The organism is Micromonospora sp. NPDC003241, from assembly GCF_053589795.1.
The window spans coordinates 47,716-64,031 of the sequence record NZ_JBSFSO010000017.1; the positions used below are offsets into that span (position 1 = coordinate 47,716).

The following is a 16,316-nucleotide window of genomic DNA, read 5'->3' on the forward strand; positions in this document are numbered from 1 at the left end:
TAGATGGACGATATGCGGCCCATCGCGCGCGCGGCGTCCGGCGGTCCCCCTCAGATCCGTCGCCTCGACGTGGCCCGGCACCGCCGGGTGGAGGGACTGTTCGACGTCTGGTTGGAGCCGCGACCGGACGGCGCGCTGGCGGCGCTCGGGTCGGACGGCCCGGCGCTGACCGCGAAGGACATCGCCGACCTGGTACGCCGCTCGGGGGCCGCCGGTGACGACGTGCGGATGCTGACCGCCGACGGGGAGCGCCGGGCGAGCCTGTTCCGCGAGGTCGCCGCCATGCTCGGTCAGGACGTGCTGATCACACCGGCGGGCGCCGACGTCCGGCACCGGTGGCTGCCCGAGGAGCCGGAGGCACCACGGGACGCGGTCGCCGTGGAGCGGGCCGGCGGCAACCCGGTCGACTGGATGGTGATCCAGCCGCCGGGTCTGGAGTCGTCGCTGCCCGGCTGGTTCGATCTGGTCGACGGGACTGTGCAGGCCCGGACCGGGACGGTCGCGCTGGCGCTGCCCGGTGGGCTGGCGCTGGCGACGCGGGCCGATTTCACCGCCCGGCGGGCGGCGGTGGCCCGCCTCGCTCCGGGCGACCCCGATCTGGTCACCGTGGCCGTCACGATCCGGTCCGCCGGGTTCCTGGTCGGCGACTACCGGGGCACCCAGGAGATCCTGACCGGCCCGGCGCTGGCCGCGGCCCTGTCCGCCCTGCCGCTCTACGGTGGTGACCTGCGGCTATGGCTCACCTGGCCGGCTGATCCGGCCGAGCGGGTCCGGCTGGCCGCCGCGCTCGCGGCGCTCGCCGAGGCCAGTGGGGCGACGGTGTGGACGCCGCCGGTCGGTGGCACCGCCGAGATTATTGCCGACTCCGGTGACCTGCGGGCGCTGGACGCCGGTGGCGCGCCAGGCCGGTGGCAGGACCATCAGCCGGACAGCGACTGCGGCGGTGCGCCGCGCTACCTGAGCACCGCCGACGGCCGGCTGCTGCCGACCACCGAGGTCATCATGGCCGGCCTGACGGCCGCCCCTCGGACCAGCGTGGTGCCGACCGACATGCCGACCGACCAACCAGCGGGCCGTCGGCCGGTGCTCGCCGCCGATCCGCAACGGCCCGCCGGGTACGGCGTGAGCTGGTTGACCGACGGCCTGCCGGTGAACACCGCCCCGGTCGAGTTGTACGTGACGGCACCGGTTCCGCCCGCCGAGGTGCTGGCCGGTGGCATACCGGCCGCGGAGCTGTTCCTGATCGGTCGTCCCGATCTGGCGCAGGCCGCCGCCGGCCGCCGTGGCGAGTATCTGTTCCGGGCCCGGGTGGCACCCGGCGGGGCCGTCCGGGTCACCTCTCTCGACCTGCACGTGCCGGCCGACCTGCAGCACCTGCTGGCGCAGGCCGACGCGTACCTGTTGCCGGCCGGTCGGCTCGACCGGGTCCGGTTGCTCGCCGCCTATTCCCTGGACCGGGCCTCGGTGTCCACGCTGGAGCAGGAATTCGACGAGCCGGCACCGGTCTGGCTGCGGTGTTCCGGGGCGCGGCACGGGGTGGTCGGCCTGCCCAACGACGCGGACCGCTGGCCCCGGGCCCGCATCGGCCGCTGCTACGCGTTGGTGCCCATCACGGCACGGGCGCTGCCCGGCGGTTGGCTGCCGCTGCACCGCGAGCAGCCTGGTGTCCGGGACGGCCACTGGCTGGTCGAGTTGCGGGTGCCCCCGCGGCGGGCGATCGACGTCGCGGCGACCGCGGATCGGTTGGGCGATCTGCCGCTGGTGCGCTCGCGGGCCCCGCGCCTGCGCGCTGCCGGGATCGCTCTGGCGCTGCCGAGCCGGGCCTATCCCCGGGTGACGGTCACCCGCAGGTTCCGGCCGACGGCTCAGGGCTGGATGGTCCTCCCCGGGTCGTCGGCCGCTGTGTCGTTGCCGGCGATGCTGTCGGCCGTGCCACCGTCCGCCTGAGTCGGGGTGACCGCTCCGGTCGGGGTCGTCACGTCGACCACGATCGACCATCGGGCGCGGAGGACCTCCCCGGTGAGCACCGGCACCACCCGGCCGCCGCTGTCCGCCGCCATCCGTCGCGCGGCCCGCAGCCGGGCGCCGCGTAACCCGCCACTGAACACGACGGTCGGGCCGCTGCCAGGGTCGGGCACGTCCAGGGGGAAGTCGTCCCACCAGCGGACGCCGGGCGGCGGGTCGGCACCGAGAGCGTCGCCGACGACCATCACGCCCACGCCCGACGCGAGCAGTTGCCCGGCGAGTGACGCGGCCCGTCGTCGGCAGGCGACCGGGTCACCGGTCACGGTCAGGACGTCGGGGGTCCGGGCCAGGTCGACCCAGAGGGCCCACCCGTCGCGGTGGCCCAGCAGGACCGGCAGTCTGGCGCCGATGAGCTGTTCGTCGTCGGCCAACCAGGCGTACGCGGGCGGCTCGGACGGTCCGGCCGCCCCGACGAGCTGGACCCGCAGTGCGGTGGACGCGTCGTCGAGTTCGGTCCGCAGTTTGGTGTATCCGCTGGTCCCGCTCTCGGGTCGAGGGTGCACGGCGGGGTCCGGCCGGCCGGAGGTGAACCGCTGGTCGATCCCGTCCCGCGAGCTCGACGCGACGATCGGACCGTCCGACGTGCTGGCCGGGCTGCGGGAGGTGACGGTCGGGCCGTCCGGCGCGCCGCTGGTCTCGGGCCCGTCAGTGAGATCCGGCGCGCTCGTGGGGTCCGGGCCGGCATCGGTGAACGGGCTGGCGCTGACGGCCGGGCCGACATCGGTGGTCGGGGTGCTCGCCGGGCGGGGCCCGACATCGGTGGCCTGGTCGCTCACGGGGCCCGGCCCGGCCTCGGCGGTCAGACCGACGCGGGCGGGCACCGGTGGCGGGACCGGGGCGGCAATCCTCCTGCGCGGGTCGGATGCCGGGACGGTGTCCGACGGTCCGGTGTCAGCCGAAACGACGACGGCGGGCATCGGCGGTCCGGACGCCCGGGCGACCTGCGCTCCGGATGCCGGGCTGCGCTCCGGTCGGATGCGCGGTGCGGACGGTTCCCCGACCGACGCGGTGACAGCCTGGCTCGGTCCCGACCGCCCGCGTCGCAGCATCCACAGCACGATCGCGAGCAGCACCACCATGACACCGAAGGCAGCCAGCCGGAACAGGAAGCCGCCGACATCGTCCGGGTCCGGGTCGGTCGGCGGCGGTCCGGCGACCGGCGCCTCACTGGCGGATGCGGCCGGTGCCGTCACCTCCGGCAACGGTCCCACCGTCACCCCGGGTCCCTCGGCGTCGGCCGGCAACTCCAGCAGCCAGCCCTCGCGCAGCACCAGCGGGTCGGTGAGCCGCTCGCCGTCCGGCTGCAACCGGTCCCGGTTGAGCTCGAAGATCTCCCGGAACCGGTTGCCGTCGCCGAGAGTGCGAGCCGCGATCTGGTACAGGAACTCCGGTGTGCCCTGATCGGTCACGCCGACGACGTAGTACCGGGTGGAACCCGTGGTCGCTGGCGTCGGCGTATCCGCCGGTGCAGCGGCACGGGCCGGTCCGACAGTCGCGAGCGCCAGCAGGGCGGACACCAGCACTACCGCAGCCATGCCACCGGTCCGGCGTCGACTGACGCGAAGCCCCATCGTCGACCGTCCCTTCCCGACCGAGATCCACTCCGGACCACCGGCCCGCTACACCCCGGTTGCCGCACCCACTACGCACGCCACCGTCGTCAGGTTCACACGGTGGCGGGAGCGCGATGATCGGTCAACGGCTACGACGGATCCGGGTATCTTGCAAGACGGCGGGGCAGTCGTGACGGGGCCGGCTGGTGACCTGGAGGTGTGATCGTTGGGAGCACCACGACGGTTCATCGCACCGTTGGTCGCCGCTCTGCTGTTTCTCGGCGCCCCAGCGCCGGCCCGGGCCGGACCGGTGCCGAATCCGGCCGGTTCCCACGTCAAGTACTACGTCGTGCGGGGCACCGACAGCGGCGCGGCGGAGTCTCTGTGGGACATCTCGACCCGGCTGCTGGGCAGCGGCGACCGCTACCTGTCGATCGTCGCACTCAACCAGGGACGCATCCAGCCGGACGGTGGCACGCTCACCGACCCGACGGTGCTCCGGGTCGGGTGGCTACTCGTCCTGCCCTGGGATGCGTACGGCGACGGGGTCCTGCACGGACTCCTGCCGACCCGCGTCCCGACCCCGCCCACGCCACCGCCGCCGAGAGCCGACGGCCGTTCGTCCGGCGACGGTTGCGGTTCAGCGGCCACCACCAGCGACATGGCGGTGCCATGGGCGCAGTTGCGGCTCGCGCCGAGCGTCGCCTGGCAGCGGAGCACCGGCAACGGGGTGACCGTGGCCGTGGTCGACTCCGGGGTCGACGCCACCGTGCCGGCGCTCGCCGGGCGGGTCCGCCCCGGTGCGGACGTGGACGTCGTCGACGGCCGGGGCGACACCGACTGCCTCGGGCGGGGCACGGCCCTGGCCGGCATCGTCGCAGCACAGGCACGCCCGGGAAGTCACTTCACCGGGATGGCACCCGGGGCCGTGATCCTCCCGGTCCGCATCCCGCTGCGCGACGGGAGGGCGACCGGTGACAACGTGGTACGCGCCGTCGGGCTGGCCGTCGACGCCGGTGCCGACGTGGTGATGGTGCCGGCCGAGGTGACTCTGACCGAGGCGCACCGGGCCGCCCTGCTCGGCTTCTCAGCCGACGCCGACGTGGTGCTCGTGGTCGCCGCCCCGCCAGCCGGCTCCGCGCTCGGCGACGGCCCGTACGACGGGCTGCTGCGCGTCGGGGCGGTCGGCACGGACGACGAACCGGCGTACCCGTACCCGAAACGGGCCGTGGACGTACTCGCGCCCGGCGTCGCGGTGGCCAGCGTCGGGCTGGGCGGCACCGGGGAGGTCGAGGCCAGCGGCACCGACTTCGCCGTGCCGTTCGTGGCCGGCCTGGTCGCGCTGGTCCGTTCCGCCCACCCGGACCTGGACGCCGCCGCCGTGGTCGCCCGCGTCGTCGACGGTGCCGAACTGGGCCAGGAACGGGCGCCGGATCCCCGGTACGGCTGGGGTGTCATCGACCCCGCCGCCGCCGTCGGTGCCGCCGCCCAGGCGGGGACCGCAGGCGGGCGGACCGGCACCTTCACCGTCGACCGGGGTCCGGGCCTCGCCGTCGTGGTGGTGGTCCTGCTCGGGGTGCTCGGGTTGCTGGTGGTCGGGGTACGACAGGGGCGACGGCGCATCTGACCACGGAGACGGTCGACTCTCTACAGTGGGGCAGGCCAGGCCGGACTCGTTCCGGGGGTCACGTGACGGCGTACGGGAGCGGGCATGTGGCATCGCATACGAGAGTTGTCGGCGCGTGAATGGGCCTCTCTGGTCGGGTACGGGATCGTGCCCGTCCTCGCCGGGATCGTCCTGGCCGGGCTGGCGGTCGACTCCCTTCGCGCCGAACGTGCCGGTGTCGCGGGCGTCGTCGTGGTGGAGGACTGCCAAGAGCAGGAGGACGACGGGGGCCGCTGGTGGCGGTGCTCGGGACCGTTCGTATCCGACGACGGCACGATCCAGGTCGACGCGGTCTCACTCGCTTCCCTGTTCGCGGAACCCCCCGCCTACGGAGATGCGGTGCCGGCCGCGATCACCGGCCCGTCCGCACGGCGCGCCCATCAGCGCGACGTGACCGGTTGGCTCTGGGAAGCACTCATCGCGGGTCTCCTCCTCGGTGGTGGAGGTCGGGCCCTTGTGCTGGGCCTCAGGGCGACCGCTGTGCCCCACCAGGAGGTGCCGCCAGCCGATCCCGACGCGGTGGCGCGGCTGCGGCAGTTCGTCCGGGAGTGGGACCTCCTGCCGGCACCTACCGACGCTATGGCGGTGGGACCCACGGTGGCCGCCGGGCCGAGGCGGGCCAACGTCGCGATCTGGCGGGTCGTGACGAGTTGGCTCCTGCTCGCGCTGGCCACCGGCGGTGTGTTGTGGCAGTTGGCAGCCTGGAACCGTGATCTGGACGCGGTCATGACCGCTGTCGCGGTGGGCACGGTCACCGCCGACCGTCTCGGCGCGGACGACCGGATCGAGGTGGCCTACCGCGACGGCGACGGCACCGACCGGTGGGTGCGGTTGACACCTCTGGATGCCGAGCGGCTGCCGGTGGGCAGTCGCGTCCCGCTGCGGTACGACCCGTCGCATCCGGAACAGGTGACACCGGTGCAGCCCGAACTCTTCGCACTCGGCTCCCGCGACCGCAACGTCCTGGCCGGCCTGGTCCTGGCGCCCGGCTTCGCGTTGATCGGTGCGTGGGCCTGGCGGCTCGGTCGCTGGGCCCTCGGCACGGTGCGAAGCCCTGCGCCGGGCATCGCACGCGTCCATGCCGCGCACCTGCTCTGGGGCACCGAACCGACCGCCTTCTGGCTCGAACTGCACAGCGGGGGGCGGGTCTGGCATCAGCGCATCATCTGGGACCGTCGACTGGTGCGCTGGCTGGACGGCTACCAGTGGGGAGCCGACAACGTACCGGTGTCGCAGACACGCCGACCGATGCGGGTTCACCTGCGCCGATGCCCCGGCCTACGGCGCATGTACCTGGTCGACGTCGAGGGAGTGGGGCGGCTCTGGCCGGCGAGTACCGCCCGGGGCCGACCGCCCGGCAACTACCAGCTCGACCCGGTCATGCCGGGCGATTTCGGCCATCCTCAACCGGTGTCACGGCACCTTGGGATCGTGGCGGCACTGGCCGGACTGGCGGCAGTCGCCTGGTTCCTGACCGGGCCGACCAGCAGTGTGTACGTCCTGACGCTGGTCGGTGCGTTTACCCTGTGGGGCGGTGGTGCGCCGTGGCGCGGTCTCTACGCGGTACGACCGCGAGGCGGTACCGGACACCGGTGACCGCCCTGCGGTCGCTGTCGATTGGCGCGGACACCTCCCCGGCCGTCGGATCAACGTGGACAGGTGCGGTCGACCACGGGTGGGCGGGTCACGGGGTCCAGACCACGTGCGGGTTGACGCGTCCGGTCCAGTCGAAGACGGCCATGTTGTCCCAACCGTTGCCGGTGCCGTTGATGTCCGCCGGGTCCCAGCCGTTGCCCCGGATCGCGTACCAGGTCGGCTCCCAGTAGAAGACGCCCACGCCGCCGGCGTTGCGCACGGTGTTCTGGACCCAGGTGAACTGTTGTGCCTGCCCGGCCCAGGTGGCCGGGATGTTGTCGCACAGCACGGTGCCGGGGATCGCGTTCCCCTGGTGGTCGGCGTCGGCCGTGGTGAACTGGTACGCGGTCTCGGCGAGCACCACCGGCTTGCCGTAGCGGGACTTCACGTCGACGATCACGTTGTACAGGTTCGCCAGGGAACCGTGCCACATGCAGTAGTAGGACAGGGCGGTGACGTCCCAGGTGACGCCCTGCGCCCGGATGCCGTCGTAGAACCAGCGGGCGTTGGCGAAGCTGTCGGCGTTGGCGGTGTGGATCCACACCTGGGTGCCGCTGTTGCACGCCTTGGTGGCGTGGTAACCCTGCTTGAGCAGGCTCGCCAGCGGGGCGAAGTTGTTGTTGACGACCCGCCCGGTCGGCCACAGCATGCCCACGTTGATCTCGTTGCCGATCTGCACCGCGTCCGGGGTGGTGCCCTGTGCCTTCAGTGCGCTGCACACGTCGTGGGTGTAGGTGTAGACGTCGGTCTGCAACTGGCTGAGCGAGTGGTTGGCCCAGGCCGCGGGCGGATACTGCTTGCCGGGGTCGGCCCAGGTGTCCGAGTAGTGGAAGTCGATAAGGAGCTTGAAGCCCTTCGCCTTGATCGTCCTGGCCTGCTGGAGCACCTTCGCCTTGTTGTTGTAGCCGCTGGCCGGGTTGTTCCAGACGCGCAGCCGCAGGTAGTTGACGCCCTTCGCGGCGAGGATGTCGTAGGGGTCGGCCTGGGCGCCGGAGGCGTTGTAGTAGCGCGCGCCGAGGTCGAGGCTGCGTTGCAGCGACGAGACGTCGGCACCGCGCATGGTGAGGGTGGTGGCTGCCTGCGCGGGGGCGGTCAGGGCCAGCGGGGCCGCGAGGACGACCGCCGCCAGGACGGCCCGGAGGGACGGTTTCATGGCGCTCCTTCACGTGGAGGATGCGATGCCCGCCCGGGAGCGGGCACGTCCGGCGGCACTACCGGACGGCTCGGGAACCAGGTGAGGTGGTGGTGGGCGCGCCGGCGGACCGTGGTGAGAGGTGGGTCCAGTGTGGCAGCCAACCCGCCAGGTGTCGACGCATGTCGATGCACTGGCGGGCGTGCGGGTCAGTGCTCGTGCTCCTCGGCGAGGTCCGCGTTCGCGGCGGCACCTCGTAGCGTGACGAGGGCCCAGATCGCCGCGAGAACCATGATGGCTGCGCCGATCGCGCCGGTGACGGTGATCGCGTCGGTGAACGCGGTCGTCGCGACATCGAGGATGGCGGCTCCGGTGCGGCCGTCGACCTCGCCGGCGACCAGCAGGGCCTCGGCCATCGTCGAGGACGCCCGTTCGGCCAGGGACGCCGGCAGGTGCAGCGCCTCGGTGCCGGCGGTGAACGCCCGGGTGTACCAGGCGACGAGCATCCCACCCAGCACGGCCGTGCCCAGCGTCGTGCCGACCTCGTACGCGGTCTCCGAGGTCGCGGCGGCCTGTCCGGCTCGTTCGGGCTTGATGGAACTCATGATGATGTCGTTGCTGAGGGTCAGGCCGACACCCGCGCCGAGCGAGACCAGTGCGAGGGAGGTGGCGACCAGGGCGGGGCTCGATGTCGGCGCCAGGAACGTGGTCAGCCCGAAGCCGGCGGCGGCGATCAGGAGTCCGGCCGCGATGACGTACGCGGGAAGGATGCGCTTGACCAGAGCTGCCGCGACGAATCCGGCGGTGCCGGCGAGGACCGCCTGGGGTATGAGCCAGACGGACGCCTGGAGTGGATTGAGGCCGAGCACGAGTTGAAGGTGCTGGACGAGCGCGACCAGCGCGCCGACCATCGCGAAGATCGACAGCAGATCTCCGATGACGGCGCCCCGGAAGTGCCGCACCCCGAACAGCCGGACCTCCATGAGCGGCGTCGGCAGGGTGAGCTGCCTGCGCACGAACTGGACGACCGCGATCAGGCCGACGACGAGGGCCGCCACCGCGAGACCGGTGTCCTTGCCACCGGCCAGGGTCTTGACGGCGTAGACCACGCCGATCATGCCCACCAGGGACAGGCCGACGCTGGGCAGGTCGATCCTGTGCAGCGCGGGGTTGCGGCTCTCGGGCAGCAGGAGCGGACCGACGATCACGAGGAGCAGCATCACGGGGATGTTCATCAGGAACGCGGCCTGCCAACTGAATGCCTCGATGACCCAGCCACCGAGGATCGGCCCGACCGCCGCACCGACTGACGCCATCGCGCCCCACACGGCCATCGCGTAACGGCGCTGCTGCCGGTCGAGGAACATGTTGCGCACCAGCGACAGCGTCGAGGGCATCATGATCGCACCGCCCACGCCCAGGAGAGCGCGGGCGCCGATCAGCATCCACGGCGCTGTGGCCAGCGCGCCGGCAACGGAGGCGATCGCGAAGACGACCGCGCCGATGAGCAGGTTGCGTCGTCGACCGAAGCGGTCACCCACGGTGCTCATCGCCACGAGCAGACCGGCGAGGACGAGTGAGTAGATGTCGATCATCCAGAGCTGCTCGATGCCGGTCGGGCTCAGGTCGGCGGAGATCGCCGGCAGCCCCAGGATCAGGACGGTGCCGTCGATCGTGATCAGCAGCAGGGGCAGGACGAGGACGGCGAGGCCGAGCCAGGTCCTGGTGGTGGCCTTGGGAGGGGCGTCAATCATCACGATTCCTCGTCAGCAGTCGGCAGGGCGGTGACCTCCACTCAAGTTACCGTCCAGATGGACGGTTAGACAACACTGATGGTTTGTTGAACCGGGCGATCGTGCGGTCAGGTGCGACACGTCACCTGTCCGCCAGCACTCTCGGCACGCAAAGAGGTCCGCTGCGCCAGCCGGCGCAGCGGACCCGAAGGAGTAGTCAAAAGGTCAGATGGGTGCGGGAAAGGTGCCGTCGGTGGCGAGGTCGAGCAGGAGCCGGCGCGCAGTCGCGATGCTCGCTTCGTCCTCTTCCCCGTGCAGGACCGCGAGCGCGACACCCTCAGCGGCTCGACGCACGAGCTGGATCCGCTCGGCACTCAGCCCGTCGGCGGCGAACTGCTCGCTCCACCACACACCGCGCTCGCGCACCACGGCGGCGACCCCGGGGATCGCGTACAGGCCGTTCCAGATCGGCGCCGACGTGACGTCGCGCGCCGCCACCGCGTCGGCGCTCCCGGCGCAGAGTGCGCGGACGTAGGCACGGAGCATCTTGCCGGGGTAGTTCTCCGACAGGTCGAGGTGGCCGAGGACCGCCTCCCCGAAGCGTTCGTACATGTCCTCCACCGCGGCGATCACCAACTGCTCCCGGCTGCCGAAGTGGTGGATCAGGCCGCTCTTCGACACGCCTGCGGCCGAGGCGACCTGCGCCAGGGTGATGGCGTCGCCTCTCTCCAGGAGCATCGGAGTGGCCGCGTCGAGCACCGCCCGCCGGGTGCGCTCGGCGTTCCGCGTCTGCCGCCCCTCAGTCACCGGCACACCCACCCGTCATCGACTCAACTACGGACCAGTTGGTCGACAGTACAACGCAAGCGGACCGACCACCCCCACGAGCGGTGCGCGTTGCGCGGCCGCACGACCAGCGGACTCCCGTATCGGACGGGAGGGTGGCGGCACAGGACGGGACTTCCGCACGGGATCTTGGTGACTGGCGAGGTGCGGTCGTGCGATGCTCTCCACGGCCGTCTCGTGGATCGAGGTCTCGCAATGGAGTTGACGCGGAAGCGAGGTTCGTCGGCGCTCGGCGTACTGCTTCTCGCCTTCGGCGTGTTCCTGTTGCTGGGGACGGCGTCGCCCGGCGTCGGCACGTGGATCCTCGCCGGTGCCGCGCTGCTCGTGGGCGGCACGGGCCTCGCCGCCGCGTTCAGGCCGTTCCGGTTCCGGATCACCACCGACGGGCTGGACCTGCGGGTCGCCGGTCTCGATCGGCTGGTGCCGTGGAGCGAGATCGAGGCGGTCGTCCTCTTCCAGCCGACCCCGGGAGCGGGGGCCAGTACGTCGCCACTCCCCTCGTTGATGCTGGTGCCGGCCGCCGGCAGCACCATCGGGACGGCGTCCGGCCGGCGCGGTTCCGCAGCCGGCCTTCGGGGCCTGATCGTGCTGGATCTGGCCGACGTGCGGCAGTCACCGGACGAGACGGCAGCCGCCCTGGCCCGCTTCGGCGGTGACCGCTTCACCGATGCACGGCAGGACGAGGAAGGTCTTGGTTCGCCGTGCTTCGACATCGCGTTGCGCGGCTACGAGAAGCGTCAGGTGGACGATCTGATCGGGCGTGGCGAGGAGGCACTCGCCACCGACCTGCCGACTCGACGCAGCGCCGTTCGCGCGGAGGTCGAGGCGGCGCGCGGGGAGCTCCCCATCGCCCTGCGTGGGTACGACATGACGCAGGTCGACGCCTACCTGAAGAGGCTGTCGGCGGAGCTGGGCAAGGACAGCACCGGCTCCGGCTGAGCGGCAGGGTCGGCAGTGTCGGTGGGCGGTGGCAGGGTGGGCGTCATGGAGATCGAGGTACGTCCCGCGACCGTGTTCGAGGATGTCGCGGCCCTCGTCGGCCCGAAGCGGCCGGACGCGAACGTGTGCTGGTGCCTGAGCTACCGCATCGGCGCGAAAGCGAACCAGCAACTGCGTGGGCCGATGCGCGGCGAGCGCGTTCGTGAACTCGTCGGGATGGATCCCCCTCCCGGCGTGCTCGCCTACGACGGCGACGAGCCCGTCGGGTGGGCGGCGGTACACCCGCGCGCCGACACCAGCTTCGCCGGCACCAGACGGATCCCCCACGTCGACGATCTCGATGTGTGGAGCGTGTGGTGCTTCCGGGTCCGGCCGGGCCACCGTAAGCGGGGCATCGTGCACCACCTGCTTGCCGGCGCCGTCGATTTCGCCCGCGAACGCGGCGCGCCGGCGGTCGAGGGCTATCCCGTCGACAATCGCGGTCAGAAGGTCGACCTCACCATGGCCTACGTCGGCACACGCGCCGTCTTCGAACACGCCGCCTTCGTCAAGGCAGCCGACACCACCTCGGTACTCGCCGGCTTCCCGCGCGTGCTCATGCGGCTCGACCTGCGCTGACGACCTGCCCTCGGTGTTTGCTCGCTCGCTTCCGGCCGGCTGCCGTCCGCCTCGCCAGCGAGCTCCTCACGGTGGGTGTCGAGTCAGGACGAGCGGATTCCTTGATCGTCGTCGTGTATCGGTCTGGGTGTCGGGTACCTCGGCCGATCAAGGCCGGCCTGACGTCGCGCCAGACGCATCAGGACAGCGGCCAGGCCGGCGCAGGTCGCTGCCGCGGCAGCGATGCTGACGGTGAACGTGACGACGGCGTTGGCCTGGTACAGACCGTGGACCGCTGCGGCGGTAGCCGTACCGAGGAACATCGACGCCAGCACGACCAGCACGAGCCAGGCGGCGAAGGTCTTGCTTCCTCGCGGGTTGGTGAACGGCGTCGGCCAGTCGTCATAGATGGTGTCCGACAGATAGGGCTGGACCTCGGGTGCCTGGCTGACGAAGTAGTGACGCAGCCTGGTCTGCGCCTTCTCCGCCTCCGTCAGACTGCTGCGGGCGACGAAGTCCCGATAGATGACCAGCACGGTGAACACCGACGACATGGCGCACACGGCCGCTGCGGCAAGCCAGAACCGGCTCCGGTCGGCCGGCCAGGTTGCCGCGTAGACCGCCACCAGCGCGGACAGTAGCAGCGTCAGACCGGTGCCGAGGATGGTCGGCGTCTGATCCACCCGGGCTGATGCGGCCTGTGCCTGTTGCACCCGACGCTGGTACTCCTGCGATGCGATCGTCAATGCCACGCTCGTGGATTCGTCCACCACCACCGCCATCCCTCAACGCGAGCCGAATCGTACAACCCGCCGGACGTGTCAGGACGGTGGCCGGTGCGGTTGTCGGCGTGCGGTGTAGGCCCGCACTTTGGCGCGGTTGCCGCAGGTAGCCATGCTGCACCAACGGCGTCGGCCCCGAGGGTCGAGGAAGAGCCATCCGCAGTCGTCGGCGGGGCAGGCGCGCACCTCGGTGCGGGCGGGGGTGGTGAGCAGGTCGGCGGCGGCGCGGGCGCCGGCCAGCAGCGGGAGCGGCAGGCCGAGGTCGTCGGGCAGTGTCCAGCGGGCGAGTCCGGTGTGGTCCGTCTCGAGTGTCGCGGCGGCGACGGCGCGTTGTGCCTGTTCGGCGACGTGCCGGAAGGCGCGGGCGTCGCTCGGGTCGAGCAGGACGTCGTGCAGCGCGGTCCGCAACTGTCGGGTCGCCGCCAGGACCTCGTGGGCGGCGGCGGGGTCCCGGCGGCCGTGCTCCCGGAGTCGGGCGACGGTGGTCGGGGTGAGGAGTCGGACGTGTCCGGTCCATACCGCGAGGCGGTCGAAGTCGCGCAGCCACTCGCGTTGCGGGCTTGGTGGGGCGGTCCAGCCGGCCCAGGTGTTGCAGAGTTCGAGGGCGGGGTGCCCGCCGATCGGGATGGGCATCGGATAGCCCTCGACGTTCACCCAGTGCATCTCGACAGTGTGCCTTGACTCCACCCGACTAACCAGTAGTCTCATCAACACCGGTTAATGCATTAGAACTGGTTAGGTGGATGACATGCCCCTGGCAAGAACGGTGTTCGCCACCCTCACGGCCGCTGCCCTGCTGGTCGCTCCCGCCGGCCCGGTGGTCGCTCGGGACACCGGAAACCATCTGACGGCACCCGACCGGCAGGTCGGGCAGGGCCTCCATCCCGAGCCCTGGCGTCCCTACATCCAGCAGGAATGGACCGGCCCCGCCGGCCGTTACTGCACGTTCCCGCTCAGCGTCCGCGTCGTCTCCCAGGACATCCGGGTCCGGGTGCTCGCCCGGCATCCCGACGGCGCCGTGCAGCGCGAGGAGTTCGCGGGACCGCTCACCGTGGACTTCGTCAACACCGACACCGGGCAGTCCGTACGCCGGGACGCGGGCGGCTCCGGGTTGCTGGAGTACCGGCCGGACGGCGGATGGCGGCGATACACGATCGTCGGTCCGGCGGGGTTCGGGTTCCGACCGGGCGACCTCTATCCGCGTGGCTACTACATTCTCGACGGCCTGCACGTCATCTCGATCGACGCCGCCGGCACCCGGCGCCTCGCGCTCGGTGTCGGCCGGCAGGACGACGTCTGCGTCGCCCTCGGCGACCCGGCCACCTGAGCCCCGACGCGGGCAGGCCGACCTGAACACCGGCGGCCCAGGACGCGCGTCGTCAGCGTAGATGCATGCGCTCGTCCACGACGGTGGTCGGCTCGCCGAGGAAGGTGTCGGGAGTCACCGCGCCGAAGGCGATGTTCCACGTGTCCAAGCTGTGCGATGCAGGGTGACGTGAGGCTGGAAGCTGCCCCGCCCGTCCATCGTGACCTCGTGGGTGAAACCGGCGGGCTCCTGCGGGAGCGCAAACGCCACGGGTAGGGCGCTGCGGTTGACCCGAGGCCCGTCCCGGGACTGTTTCGTCCAACCGACCCTGACCCGCTGCGCGATGACGTCCATCCATGGGTCGCGCGTCGCACTCCGAACTCGCAACGAGACACAAACGGACGCGGGACCAGGCTTGTCGCGCCACACCTGTGGTGCTAACTTTTCACCTGTAAGGCTTCTCTTACACATGGAGGCGGATGATGACAGTGGCCCAGCCGACCGGCGACGAGCTGGTCGAGATGCTGGCCGCACTCGCCAATCCGCTCCGGCTGCGGATCATGGCGAAACTCGCCGGTGGCCGCGACTACGTGAGCCACCTGGCCCGCGAGATCGGCGTGAGCCGACCCCTGGTGCACATGCACCTGCAACGGCTGGAAGCCGCCGGCCTGATCACCGGCAGCCTGGAGCTGTCCGACGACGGCAAGGCCATGAAGTACTACGAGGTCACCGAGTTCGACCTGCACCTGACCGCGTCGACGCTCGTCGCCGCCGCACAGACCCTCACCAGCCCCGAACCCACGACGGGTCCGGCACCGAAGGAGCGCTCCCGATGACACAGACCTGGCCCGCGACGGTCCTCGTACTCGGTCTGCTGCTGTTCGCCTTCCTGATCCTCGGCGGCACCGCCGCCACCGTCCTCGAATTCCGCAAGAACCGGATCGACGCCCAGCGCGACGAGGAGCTGCGGCAGCTCGTGGGCCGGTACGAGAAACTGGCCGAGAACACGTTGGACGCCCAGCAACGGGTGGCCGCCGACGTCTCCGAGCTGCGGACCCGCACCGCCTCCATCGAGCAGATCCTGCGGACCGTGGAATGAGCGCGGCGGCCACCATGAAGGCCATCACCCAGGAGCGTTACGGCACCCCGGACACTCTGGCCCTGCGCGACGTCGCGCGGCCCGAACCCGGCAAGGACCACGTCCTGGTACGGGTCCGGGCCGCCGGCATCCACCGGGGCGACCGGATCCTGCTCGCCGGACGGCCGTACGCGGTCCGCGTCGTCGGACCCCGCGCGCCGAGACACCGGGTCGCCGGCACCGAGGGCGCCGGTGAGGTGCATGCCGTCGGCAGCGCCGTCACCGAGTTCGCACCGGGTGACGAGGTGCTCGGCTGGGGCACCGGCCTGTACGCCGAGTTCGCCTCGATCCCGGCGAAGAACCTCGTCCCGAAGCCGGCAACGCTCACGTTCGCGCAGGCCGCCGCCGTACCGGTCTCCGGCATGACCGCCCTGCAGGCCCTCGACGGCCGGACCCGCCCCCGGCCCGGACAGCGGGTCCTCGTCATCGGCGCCGCCGGCGGAGTCGGCACCTTCGCCGTCCAGATCGCCAGGGCGTACGGAGCCGAGGTGACCGGCGTGGGCAGCACCACCAAGGTCGATCTGATCCGGTCGCTCGGCGCCGACCACGTCATCGACTACACCCGCGAGGACGTCACCCAGAGTCGACAGCGCTTCGACGTCATCGTCGACCTGATCGGTGACCACCCGGTGAACCGGCTCCGCCGACTCCTCACCCCGACCGGAACGCTCGTCCTGGTCGGGGTGGAGAACGGTGGCCCACTGCTGGGCGGGTTCGAACGCAACCTCACCACGATGCTGACCGCGCCCTTCCTGCGGCGGCGTCCGGTACGACCCCTCTCGTCGATCGGCCGGAGGGCCGACCTGCTGGCGCTGACGCACCTCGTCGACGCGGGCAGTCTCGCGCCGGTCGTCGACCGTACGTATCCACTCGGACGGACCGCCGAGGCATTCCAGTACCTCGCCGACGCGCACGCACGCGGCAAGGTGGTCATCACCCTGTGAGCCGTCACCCCGCACCGCCC

15 protein-coding genes are annotated in these 16,316 nt (G+C 71.6%); 9 read left to right on the forward strand and 6 right to left on the reverse strand.

Annotation, left to right across the window (positions count from 1 at the left end; translation table 11 throughout):
* The first annotated feature begins 12 nt into the window (after window positions 1-12).
* Complete coding sequence (locus tag ACWDVW_RS16065; protein ID WP_449949078.1) at window positions 13-1,947, forward strand: hypothetical protein; 1,935 nt, start codon at window positions 13-15, stop codon at window positions 1,945-1,947.
* Here ACWDVW_RS16065 and ACWDVW_RS16070 read toward each other — a convergent pair.
* On the reverse strand, window positions 1,866-3,560 hold the full coding sequence (locus tag ACWDVW_RS16070) for a hypothetical protein (RefSeq protein ID WP_449949081.1): 1,695 nt from the start codon (window positions 3,558-3,560) through the stop codon (window positions 1,866-1,868). The genes ACWDVW_RS16065 and ACWDVW_RS16070 overlap by 82 nt on opposite strands.
* A 244-nt stretch (window positions 3,561-3,804) precedes the next feature.
* Between ACWDVW_RS16070 and ACWDVW_RS16075 the strand changes: the two genes are divergently transcribed.
* Together ACWDVW_RS16075 and ACWDVW_RS16080 are read left to right on the forward strand one after the other, a co-directional pair.
* Window positions 3,805-5,205, forward strand: coding sequence for a S8 family serine peptidase (locus ACWDVW_RS16075; RefSeq protein ID WP_449949083.1), 1,401 nt, complete (start codon window positions 3,805-3,807; stop codon window positions 5,203-5,205).
* A 105-nt stretch (window positions 5,206-5,310) separates the two neighbouring features.
* Window positions 5,311-6,840 (forward strand): DUF3592 domain-containing protein, encoded by a 1,530-nt coding sequence (locus ACWDVW_RS16080; RefSeq protein ID WP_449949086.1) that lies wholly within the window; start codon window positions 5,311-5,313, stop codon window positions 6,838-6,840.
* 88 nt (window positions 6,841-6,928) lie between these two features.
* Here the strand turns inward: ACWDVW_RS16080 and ACWDVW_RS16085 are convergent, their stop codons facing one another.
* From ACWDVW_RS16085 to ACWDVW_RS16095, 3 genes are all read right to left on the reverse strand, one after another.
* Entirely contained in the window at window positions 6,929-8,032 is a 1,104-nt protein-coding gene (locus ACWDVW_RS16085; protein WP_449949089.1) for a glycoside hydrolase family 53 protein, read from the reverse strand.
* Between the two features lie 188 nt (window positions 8,033-8,220).
* Window positions 8,221-9,765, reverse strand: coding sequence for an MFS transporter (locus ACWDVW_RS16090; protein ID WP_449949092.1), 1,545 nt, complete (start codon window positions 9,763-9,765; stop codon window positions 8,221-8,223).
* 204 nt (window positions 9,766-9,969) lie between these two features.
* Complete coding sequence (locus ACWDVW_RS16095) at window positions 9,970-10,551, reverse strand: TetR/AcrR family transcriptional regulator (RefSeq protein WP_449949095.1); 582 nt, start codon at window positions 10,549-10,551, stop codon at window positions 9,970-9,972.
* Between the two features lie 234 nt (window positions 10,552-10,785).
* Here ACWDVW_RS16095 and ACWDVW_RS16100 point away from each other — a divergent pair, with 234 nt between their 5' ends.
* On the forward strand, window positions 10,786-11,529 hold the full coding sequence (locus ACWDVW_RS16100; RefSeq protein WP_449949098.1) for a DivIVA domain-containing protein: 744 nt from the start codon (window positions 10,786-10,788) through the stop codon (window positions 11,527-11,529).
* Window positions 11,530-11,574: 45 nt separating this feature from the next.
* Window positions 11,575-12,147, forward strand: a complete 573-nt coding sequence (locus ACWDVW_RS16105) for a GNAT family N-acetyltransferase (protein ID WP_449949101.1) — start codon at window positions 11,575-11,577, stop codon at window positions 12,145-12,147.
* 83 nt (window positions 12,148-12,230) lie between these two features.
* On the opposite strand, the gene ACWDVW_RS16110 is transcribed toward ACWDVW_RS16105, so the two are convergent.
* Together ACWDVW_RS16110 and ACWDVW_RS16115 are read right to left on the reverse strand one after the other, a co-directional pair.
* A complete protein-coding gene (locus ACWDVW_RS16110) occupies window positions 12,231-12,908 on the reverse strand; it encodes a hypothetical protein (protein WP_449949104.1) in 678 nt (225 codons plus the stop codon).
* Between the two features lie 39 nt (window positions 12,909-12,947).
* Window positions 12,948-13,571: a CGNR zinc finger domain-containing protein gene (locus ACWDVW_RS16115; protein ID WP_449949107.1), complete on the reverse strand. Its 624-nt coding sequence runs from the start codon at window positions 13,569-13,571 to the stop codon at window positions 12,948-12,950.
* Window positions 13,572-13,656: 85 nt separating this feature from the next.
* Here ACWDVW_RS16115 and ACWDVW_RS16120 point away from each other — a divergent pair, with 85 nt between their 5' ends.
* The 4 genes from ACWDVW_RS16120 (at window position 13,657) to ACWDVW_RS16135 (ending at window position 16,296) form a co-directional block, all read left to right on the forward strand.
* On the forward strand, window positions 13,657-14,235 hold the full coding sequence (locus tag ACWDVW_RS16120; RefSeq protein WP_449949110.1) for a hypothetical protein: 579 nt from the start codon (window positions 13,657-13,659) through the stop codon (window positions 14,233-14,235).
* Window positions 14,236-14,696: 461 nt separating this feature from the next.
* Entirely contained in the window at window positions 14,697-15,050 is a 354-nt protein-coding gene (locus tag ACWDVW_RS16125) for an ArsR/SmtB family transcription factor (protein WP_449949113.1), read from the forward strand.
* Window positions 15,047-15,313, forward strand: a complete 267-nt coding sequence (locus ACWDVW_RS16130; RefSeq protein WP_449949116.1) for a hypothetical protein — start codon at window positions 15,047-15,049, stop codon at window positions 15,311-15,313. Before ACWDVW_RS16125 ends, ACWDVW_RS16130 begins: the two co-directional genes overlap by 4 nt.
* Window positions 15,314-15,327: 14 nt before the next feature.
* A complete protein-coding gene (locus ACWDVW_RS16135; RefSeq protein WP_449949275.1) occupies window positions 15,328-16,296 on the forward strand; it encodes an NAD(P)-dependent alcohol dehydrogenase in 969 nt (322 codons plus the stop codon).
* The last annotated feature ends 20 nt before the right edge of the window (window positions 16,297-16,316 follow it).

Coding starts and splice junctions, on each gene's coding strand:
- ACWDVW_RS16125 (WP_449949113.1), top strand. CDS start 14,697: ATGACAGTGGCCCAGCCGACCGGCGACGAGCTGGTCGAGATGCTGGCC.
- ACWDVW_RS16130 (WP_449949116.1), top strand. CDS start 15,047: ATGACACAGACCTGGCCCGCGACGGTCCTCGTACTCGGTCTGCTGCTG.
- ACWDVW_RS16115 (WP_449949107.1), bottom strand. CDS start 13,571: ATGCACTGGGTGAACGTCGAGGGCTATCCGATGCCCATCCCGATCGGC.
- ACWDVW_RS16105 (WP_449949101.1), top strand. CDS start 11,575: ATGGAGATCGAGGTACGTCCCGCGACCGTGTTCGAGGATGTCGCGGCC.
- ACWDVW_RS16090 (WP_449949092.1), bottom strand. CDS start 9,765: ATGATTGACGCCCCTCCCAAGGCCACCACCAGGACCTGGCTCGGCCTC.
- ACWDVW_RS16065 (WP_449949078.1), top strand. CDS start 13: ATGCGGCCCATCGCGCGCGCGGCGTCCGGCGGTCCCCCTCAGATCCGT.
- ACWDVW_RS16120 (WP_449949110.1), top strand. CDS start 13,657: ATGCCCCTGGCAAGAACGGTGTTCGCCACCCTCACGGCCGCTGCCCTG.
- ACWDVW_RS16070 (WP_449949081.1), bottom strand. CDS start 3,560: ATGGCTGCGGTAGTGCTGGTGTCCGCCCTGCTGGCGCTCGCGACTGTC.
- ACWDVW_RS16135 (WP_449949275.1), top strand. CDS start 15,328: ATGAAGGCCATCACCCAGGAGCGTTACGGCACCCCGGACACTCTGGCC.
- ACWDVW_RS16085 (WP_449949089.1), bottom strand. CDS start 8,032: ATGAAACCGTCCCTCCGGGCCGTCCTGGCGGCGGTCGTCCTCGCGGCC.
- ACWDVW_RS16100 (WP_449949098.1), top strand. CDS start 10,786: ATGGAGTTGACGCGGAAGCGAGGTTCGTCGGCGCTCGGCGTACTGCTT.
- ACWDVW_RS16110 (WP_449949104.1), bottom strand. CDS start 12,908: ATGGCGGTGGTGGTGGACGAATCCACGAGCGTGGCATTGACGATCGCA.